This window comes from Streptomyces sp. SID486, from assembly GCF_009865385.1.
Classification (GTDB): Bacteria; Actinomycetota; Actinomycetes; order Streptomycetales; family Streptomycetaceae; genus Streptomyces.
Genome location: NZ_WWJT01000522.1, coordinates 1 through 7,829 on the forward strand (window position 1 = coordinate 1; position 7,829 = coordinate 7,829).

Annotated in this window: 6 protein-coding genes; 1 reads left to right on the forward strand and 5 read right to left on the reverse strand. The window is 73.8% G+C overall.

All coding sequences use genetic code 11. The features are described 5' to 3' along the window. Positions 1 to 120: 120 nt before the first annotated feature. Together GT045_RS24075 and GT045_RS24080 are read right to left on the reverse strand one after the other, a co-directional pair. Positions 121 to 1,515 carry a hypothetical protein gene (locus GT045_RS24075; protein ID WP_161335412.1) on the reverse strand — a complete coding sequence of 465 codons (1,395 nt, stop codon included), beginning with the start codon at positions 1,513 to 1,515 and terminating at the stop codon, positions 121 to 123. Next, a complete protein-coding gene (locus tag GT045_RS24080; protein ID WP_161335413.1) occupies positions 1,512 to 2,228 on the reverse strand; it encodes an FCD domain-containing protein in 717 nt (238 codons plus the stop codon). The genes GT045_RS24075 and GT045_RS24080 overlap by 4 nt, the downstream gene beginning before the upstream one ends. A gap of 249 nt (positions 2,229 to 2,477) precedes the next feature. Between GT045_RS24080 and GT045_RS24085 the strand changes: the two genes are divergently transcribed. Next, entirely contained in the window at positions 2,478 to 3,596 is a 1,119-nt protein-coding gene (locus GT045_RS24085; protein WP_237538827.1) for a PP2C family protein-serine/threonine phosphatase, read from the forward strand. A 40-nt stretch (positions 3,597 to 3,636) separates the two neighbouring features. On the opposite strand, the gene GT045_RS24090 is transcribed toward GT045_RS24085, so the two are convergent. The 3 genes from GT045_RS24090 to GT045_RS24100 all read right to left on the reverse strand — a co-directional run bounded on the left by GT045_RS24090 (position 3,637) and on the right by GT045_RS24100 (position 7,278). Further along, positions 3,637 to 4,449: a maleylpyruvate isomerase family mycothiol-dependent enzyme gene (locus GT045_RS24090; RefSeq protein ID WP_161335414.1), complete on the reverse strand. Its 813-nt coding sequence runs from the start codon at positions 4,447 to 4,449 to the stop codon at positions 3,637 to 3,639. A 148-nt stretch (positions 4,450 to 4,597) separates the two neighbouring features. Next, entirely contained in the window at positions 4,598 to 5,890 is a 1,293-nt protein-coding gene (locus tag GT045_RS24095; RefSeq protein ID WP_161335415.1) for a ThuA domain-containing protein, read from the reverse strand. Between the two features lie 218 nt (positions 5,891 to 6,108). Continuing rightward, entirely contained in the window at positions 6,109 to 7,278 is a 1,170-nt protein-coding gene (locus GT045_RS24100; protein ID WP_161335416.1) for a glutamate--cysteine ligase, read from the reverse strand. Positions 7,279 to 7,829 lie beyond the last annotated feature (551 nt).

The window sequence follows — 7,829 nt, forward strand, 5'->3', positions numbered from 1 at the left end:
CGAGCAGGGCCGCGACGCGCCGGGGCACGGCCCCCATCCGGTCGGCCGTGCCGTCGTCGGCGAGGAACGCGGCGGCGAGTCCCGCCAGTGCCGCGGGCGCCGGGTCCGTGGGTGCCGGGCTCATCGGTCGCCGACCTCCGCGTGCGCCGTGCCGGACAGCCGCCAGGCCGCCTCCGGCCGCCAGTGACCCCACCAGCGCTCCAGGTGTATGTCCGCGTCCGCGCGCTCGCTGTTGCGGCACACCGCCGTGGAACCGTCCGGATCGGTGTAGCCGAGGGCGAGCGTCGCGTCCGGCGGCTGTGTGACCGTCACCGTGATGCGGCGCAGTCCCGCACGGCCCCGCACCCGCCATCGCGGCAGGCCGATGTCCGCGCGGAACCGGCCGGCACCCGCCCAGCCCACGGCCGTCCGCTCCGCCCGCCGGGGCCATGTGCGGCCGTCGCGGTACAGCCGCAGGAACACCAGGGGCGGCAGCCGGTCGAGTCCGCGCCGGTGCGGGACCGCGGCGACGATCTCCAGGACGTCACCGCCGCCCAGGTCGGCGTGGAGCCAGGCCCAGCGGCGGGCGTTGCCGTGCCCGTAGATGCGGGCGCTCGCGCCGGGCGCGGCCGTGATCCGCAGTTCGCCTCCGGCGTGGCGGACGGTTCCGCTGTAGTGGGCCCGGGTGGCCGGCAGCATGTGCGCGGCGGGCAGCCGGGGACGCCGCCAGGACCAGCGCGGGAAGGTGTGCAGCGGCGGCCCCTGGGGCTGTTCGGTGAGCGCCCAGGTGAACGGCCCGGCGGAGCCGGTGAGGTGGCCGGGTGCGACCCGGGTGTCCCCGGCGGTGAAGCCGTCGGCGGGGCCGGTCCAGGGGGTGGGGCCGAAGCGGGCGTGTGCGGGCGGGCCGTCCTTCGGGAACAGGGCTGCCCAGCCGTGCGCGTAGGCGGGTGTGCCGTCGTGCGGGGCGACCACTTCGTGGTGCAGCCAGAGTCCGCTGCCGCTCGCCGGATCGGTGAGGGTGGTGTACCAGACCTCGGTCCGTCCCGGGGTGCCGTCCCAGCGCGGTGCCAGATGCGGGCCGGCTTCGGGCCGGGGGGCCCGGGGGAACCGGAAACCGGCGAGGAAGGGCAGCAGGCCGGTGACGAGGGGGAAGCGCAGGGTGCCCGCGCCGACGGGCGCACCGTCCTCGTACAGGGTGTACGGCAGTACCGTCAGCGAGGTCAGCGGGCGGGTGGCCCACACCGACTTCCAGCCGTCCAGCAGCAGCCGCCGTCCCTCCAGGTCGAAGCCGAGCCGGTAGCGGATCCTGCGGCGCGCCAGCGGTGAGATCTCCAACTCGCCCGTGACCCGCGGGTCGTCGGCCCGGCCGGCTATCCGGACGCGTCCCGTCAGCCGGGCCCGGGTCGTGCGATGGGGCAGCAGCAAACCGTCGCACCGGGCGAGCAGGTCCAGCCGCACCGGGCGGTCGGCCGCCTCGCCGGCCAGCCGGACCCGGCCCCGCATCGTCTCCCGGAACAGTGTTCCCCGCGCGGTCACCGGGCGTCCCCCCGCCGTCCGCCGGAGCGCGCGAGCCCTTCCAGCATCAGGCGTTCCGTCGTCGACAGGTAGTCGCCCGCGGCGCTGCGCGCGCCCTGCCCGTCGCCCGCCGCGACGGCCTCGACGACCGGCGCCAGGCGGTCGTGCGCGGTACGGGCGTCCTCGAACGGGCCTGCCAGCGCGGCACGCACCGGCAGGTAGGCGTTGAACAGGGTGTTGGTCAGCAGCACGTACACCCGGTTGCCCGTGGCGCGGGCGAGGGCCCGGTGGACCTCGGCGTCCGCGAGCTGCGCCTGGTCGCCGCCGTCCGCGTCGGCCACGGCCGCCAGCAGCCGGCGCAACTCGGCGACATGCGCCGGCGTGGCACGGTCCGCCGCGCGTTCGGCGATCAACGCGCCGATGCTGCGGCGCACTTCGAAGATCTCACCGATCCAGTCCGGGCTGTGCCGCACCAGCATCGGCAGCAGATCGGCGCCGCCCAGCCGGAGGAAGTCCCGTACCCGCGTCCCCACTCCGTGCCGGGTCTCCAGCAGACCGGACTGCACCAGCCGGCCGAAGGCGTGCTTGAGCGTGGTGCGGGTGACCCCGAAACCGTCGGCCAGTTCACGCTCGGGCGGCAGATAGCTGCCGGCCGGGTGGCGGCCGTCGAGGATGTCCTCCCGCAGCCTCTTCTCCAGTACGTCGACGATCGTCTCGCGTGGCAGCGCTTCCATCCGGGCCTCCGGCAACACGGGAAGGTGGTTGAGTGGCTGAGCCACTCAACCAATACGCCACCGCGTAGTCAATGCCCTTGGCGGAACATGCCGTTGCATGGAGCAATCACCGGCGAGCCGCGGGCCGGCACGCCAGGCTGGGAGTCTTGTCGAGTTCCTGTGACAGGAGTCCGTGTGCGAAGACCACGTATGCCGAAGTCGGGACATACCGGTCGGGAGCCGGAGACCGGCGCCGGTGCGCGGACGCGGTTGCCGGCGCCCCCCGCGTGGCTGCGGTGGCTGCCGGTCCTGTACGTCGCGGTCATCCTGCTGCTGGAGCCCGTGACGCCCGTGCAGTGGCCGGTGAGCTTCGTGCTGATCGCCCTTCCCCTGGTCACCGCGTTCGCCCACAGCCCCCTCGTCGTCGCCGGCGCCACGCTGTTCGCGGTCCTGCTCGAGGGGGTCCTGGCCGGAACCCCCTGCTGTGCCGGCCGGCCCGTCGGCTACCTGTGGGAACGCCACTACGTCGCCGCCTACATCTGCACCGCTCTGGTGGGCGTTCTCGGCACCATCCTGGCCGGGCACCGCACCCACCGGGAACGCACCCTGGCCGACGTGCGCTTCGTGGCCGACATCGCCCAGCGGGTCCTGCTCAGGCCGGTTCCCCACCGGATCGGCGATCTCCTCCTGGAGAGCCTCTACCTGTCCGCCGCCGCCGAGGCGCGCATCGGCGGCGACCTCTACGAGGCCGTCCCCACCGCGTACGGGGTCCGGCTGCTCATCGGCGACGTGCGGGGCAAGGGCCTGCTGGCCGTGGAGACCGCGGCGGCCCTGCTCGGCGCGTTCCGTGAGGCGGCCCACGACGAACCGGCCCTGCCCGCCCTGGTCGACCGGGTGGAGACGAGCATGACCCGCAGGGCGGCCCAACTGGGCGGACACGAGGTGGGCGAACGGTTCGTCACGGCCGTCTTCGTGGAGATCCCCACGGAGTCCGCACTGATCCGCGTCGTCAACTGCGGTCATCCGCCGCCGGTGCTCATCGGCCCGGCCGAGGTGCGGGAACTGGACAACGGCCGTTCGGCCCCGCCGCTGAACCTCGGGGTACTGGTCGGGGAGCCGTACCACGTCGAGACCTACGCCTTCCGGCCCGGCGACCAGCTCCTGCTGTACACGGACGGCATCACGGAGACCCGCGACCCGGACGGCGCGTTCTACCCGCTGCTCCAGCGCCTGCGTGCCTGGCGGTCCCTGTCGCCCCGCAAGCTGCTCGAACGGCTCCACCACGACCTGCTGGACTACAGCGGCGACCGTCTGCAGGACGACATCGCGGCGCTCGCCGTACGCCGCCCCGCCGACAGCCCGTCCGCGCCTCCCGCGTCACCGGCCTGACGGGTCCCGACCGTGCCGGCACGGCACGGCCGCCGCCGGTTCAGAAGGCCGTGTGCGAGAACCAGCGGTCGAGGACCGGGCCCCCGGGCGAGACGTCGAAGACGGGCTCCCGGTACGAGCGCCGTCCGTAGAGCAGCAGCAGGAGATCGGCCGCCCGGCCCCCTACCGCCGCCGTGTCCTGCCGGGAGGCCGCGTCGCCCCCGGTGCGCGGCAGCAGCCGGAAACCGTCCCGGTCCAGCCGCACCCGCCACTCCTCGCCGGTGGCGCCGCCGGAATCCGTGCAGCGGAACGCCAGGGTCTCGCCGTCACCGCGCAGTGCGGTCACACCGGGAGCGAAGAGCCCGGCGAAGGGGAGGTTGACGAGGAACTCGTCCACCCCGTCAGCCGCCAGCACGGGCTCGATGTCCGTCTCCCGGCCGACGGCACGCTCCGCGTCCACCCGGTGCACCAGTGTCTCGAAGAGCATCCGGCGGACCCAGAACCGTGCGTGCTGGTCCTCGCCCCAGGCCCACATCGCCGCCAGGGGGTCCGTGTCCCGCAGCACGGCCGACACCTCGGCCGCCCCGGCCGCCACCCAGCCGGCGTAGTCCCGCGCATCGCCCGGCAGGCCCAGTTCCACGTCGCGGCTGCGCGGCGGTTCCTGCACCCGCCGGGTCAGCAGCGTGCAGAACCAGCGCTGCAGTGCTCCGACGTGCCGGGTGAGATCGGCGAGCGTCCAGTCGGGGCAGGAGGGCACGGGACTCGCCGGGTCCGCGCCGCTCACGGTCTCGGCGAAACGCCGGGTCTCGCGCTCCACCGCGTCCCGGTAGGTGTCGTACGGCAGGGGATGCCCCGCACCGCTCGTCGTCGCCATCTGCTGCCGCCGTTCTGTCCTCGTGACGGGTTCCCGTCGCCCTCAGTGTGGCGGCTGGAGTCCGCTCGAAGGCAAATCGGCGTGTCGTGCCCGCCGCCCGCGGGCTGCCGGGGCGGCGGGCACGGCGCCGCCCCGGCGCCGGCGGGCGTCAGGGCTGTGCCGTCAGCCGGAAGCTCTGGGCGGCGGAGCCGTCACAGGTCCGCTGGGTGAGCCGCGCGCTGTCGGTGGCGGCGCCGGGCGCGGTCAGGCACTTCCCGCTGTGCCGGGCGCTGAAGCGGTACTGTCCGTCGGCCTCCCGCACCGGCAGCCACTGCTGGTTCGTCCCCCCGGCCCAGGACCACAGTTGCAGGGGTGCGTCGTCGGCCGTGGAGCGGTCGGTCACGTCGACGACCGGCTGCGGGCCGCCGCGGTTGGCGATGCGCAGGTAGCCGCCGTCGGTGGCCCGGAACTGGAACTGCTGTGCCGTCGTGGAGTTGCAGGCGTACTGCTGGACGACGGTCCCGTCGGCCGTGCCCGCCGCGCGGGCGTCGACGCAGGCGCCGTTCCCCTTGTTGCGCAGCGTGTACCAGGAGGTCTCGGAGATGCCGTCCGAGGGCGGCTGGGTGGACGGCCCTCCGCCCAGCCACTTCAGCCCGTCCAGGAGGAACCGGTTCTGTGTCGCGCTGGCGAACGTCGAGGACAGTGCCGTACCGGTGTCGTAGTTCATCGCGTTGTGGCCGAAGTTCGCGTACAGCATGCGGTACTTGGTGTTCGTCCACAGGATCGGGTAGTAGCCGCTGTACCAGGTCTGGCCGGGATCGGTGCCCAGGGGGAAGCTGCCGGGATCGACGGAGGCCAGGATCTTGATGTCGGGGTTCTGGCGCAGGTCGTTGGACCAGCTGTACCACTCGCTGACGGACGAGGTGAAGGTGGCGGGCAGGTTCTTCGTCGCCGGGTGCGTACGGTCCTCCACCCGCAGGACGGCCGTGGTCGGACCCCAGGTGTTCGACCGGAAGTTACCGCTGCCCAGGAACTGGTCGTGGTACCAGGGCCAGCTCTGCGCGTCGGTGGTGAAGGCCGACACGTGGAAGCCTATCCACGCACCGCCGTTGCGCATGTACCGCTCGAACCCGGCGCGCTGGGCGGCCGACTGCGGCAGGTCGTCGAGGAACAGCACGACCTGGTAGCCGTCGACGCCGCCGTCGGCGAGCAGGTTCCAGTCGTTGCTTGCGGTGTAGGTGAAGCCGTTGGCGGCCGCCTGCTGCGGGAACCAGCTGTTGGCTTCGTGGACGAAGCTGATGTGGGCGGCGTCCCAGGTGCCGTTGTACAGCGCCAGCACCCTGAACGGCTGTGCGGCGGGCGCCGCGTGGGCGGGCGGCTGTGCCACCAGGCTCACCAGTGTCGCCAGCAGGAAGGCCAGCCACAGGGGGACGCGCGCCGCGCCAGATCTCAGCTGTTGCATCCGATGGTCCCTTCTCGACCGGCTCGGGGCAGGGGCCGGGTGGGGGGTGAGGGGAAGGACATGCCGTGAACACAGAAGTTCACGTACATGACTGCGAGGCGTATGCGTAGAAGCCGTTGGCCCGTGAACCTAGAGGTCTGGACCAACACCGTCAAGAGGTGACGTCGGTTAACGCCCTTCACCCTCGGATGCGTTGATCCCTTGAAGTGCCTGAGGATTCACAGGGGTTCGACGGCGAACGCGTCGACCACGGCCCGCAGGCAGCCCCCGTGACGCCCCGCGATCCGCCGCTGCCGGGCGGAGCCGCTGCCCCGGTGCTGGACCTCGCCGAGCCAGTCACCCACACACCGGTCGTCACCGTGATCGCTGAGCTGCGGCTCGACGCGCTTCCACAGCTCGTCGACCAGCCGGCCGACGGCCGTCGGTGCGCAGTCGCGGGTGTGGGTGGCGGGCAGGGTGCCGGCCGTCCCGTAGCGCGCCGCCTGCCAGCACGCCGCCCGCAGCAGCGGGTCGGGGACGTCGGGCGCGGTCTCACCGGCCCGCACCGCCTCCACGGCGCCGCTGACGAGGGCGCGCACCAGGAGCGCGTAGGCGGTGGTGGTCGCGGCGTCGGGCAGCACGTCGGCGATGCGCACCTCGATGGTGGGCAGCTGCGGTGAAGGCCGCACGTGCCAGTAGGTCATGGCCGGGTCCATCAGCGCCCCGGTGGCCACGAGCGAGCCGACGATCCGCTCGTAGTGGGCCACGTCCCGCAGATACGGCGGCGGCCCCGCCGCCGGCCACCGGCCCCAGACCATGGCGCGCCAGCTCGCGTATCCGGTGTCCGTCCCGTCACTGAAGGGGGAGTTGCAGGTGATCGCCAGCAGCAAGGGCATCCAGCCGCGCAGGTGGTTCACCGCCCGGACGGCTTCCTCGCGGTCGGGCACACCGACGTGCACGTGGCAGGCGTTCACCCCCTGGTCCTCGATCAGCGGTCCGAAGCGCCGTGCGAAGGCCAGGTAGCGCGGCTTGTCCACGACGGGCGGTGGACCGGGTCTGCCGAGGACCGGGGTGCCGGTGGGCACCAGCAGGCAGTCGTACTCGGCCGCGGCCCCGGCCGCACCCCTTCGTAACCGTACGATCTCCGCCTCCAGTTCGGCGGCGGTACGGCACACCGCGCTGACGGTCTCCACCTGGGCCTGCGAGACCTCGGCGACGACATGGGAGGCGCCGAGCCGGCCACCGGCGGCCCGCACGACGGACGGAGCCCGGAACACGGCGGCCCCGGAGCGCCGTTCGGCCAGGACGAACTCCTCCTCCACACCGACCGTCGGCGGCGTGGTCACCTCGGCCGGGGACACGGGCGTAGCGGCGGCGGCATGGGTCACGGCGTCAAGCGGCTCTGGCACGTCCAGCCCTTTCGGAAGACACGGGACTCCGGCATCCACGTGCCGCGGGCTGCGTACGGCCCGCGATCACTACTGTCGCACTCGGGGGCATGGGCCACTCCCCGTCGAACAGCGGGTGGGAGCATGCTCGTCCAGCGCCGCGGGCCCGGCAAGCGGGTACCCGGTCACCATCGGCGCGCGCCGGGCGCCGCCGGCCCCTTCGCCGGCCTCGCGCGCACCGGTTCGGAACCGCGCAGGCGCAGGTCCGGCCGCCGTGCGCGGGCGGCGGATGGGACGGGGCGGGCCGGCGGTGCCCCCGGGGAAAGGCGCGTCCCATGGCCGAAAGCCGGACGAGCGCCGACGCGCCGGCCCGCCACGCCAGGCGAAGTGCGGTCCGCTCGGGCGGCGCGGCCGGTCCGCCGCGCCGGGGGAAGTGCGGTCCGTTCGGGCAATGTGGCCGGTGCGCCGCGCCCGGGGAAGTGCGGTCCGATCGGGCGACGCGGCCGGCCCGCCACGCCCGGCGCAGTGCGGTCCGATCGGGCGGCGCGGCCGGTGAGCCACGGCCGGGGAAG

What these genes read in the sequence shown, in the direction of transcription:
- GT045_RS24090 (WP_161335414.1), bottom strand. Translation starts at nt 4,449, where the DNA reads ATGGCGACGACGAGCGGTGCGGGGCATCCCCTGCCGTACGACACCTAC.
- GT045_RS24080 (WP_161335413.1), bottom strand. Translation starts at nt 2,228, where the DNA reads ATGGAAGCGCTGCCACGCGAGACGATCGTCGACGTACTGGAGAAGAGG.
- GT045_RS24095 (WP_161335415.1), bottom strand. Translation starts at nt 5,890, where the DNA reads ATGCAACAGCTGAGATCTGGCGCGGCGCGCGTCCCCCTGTGGCTGGCC.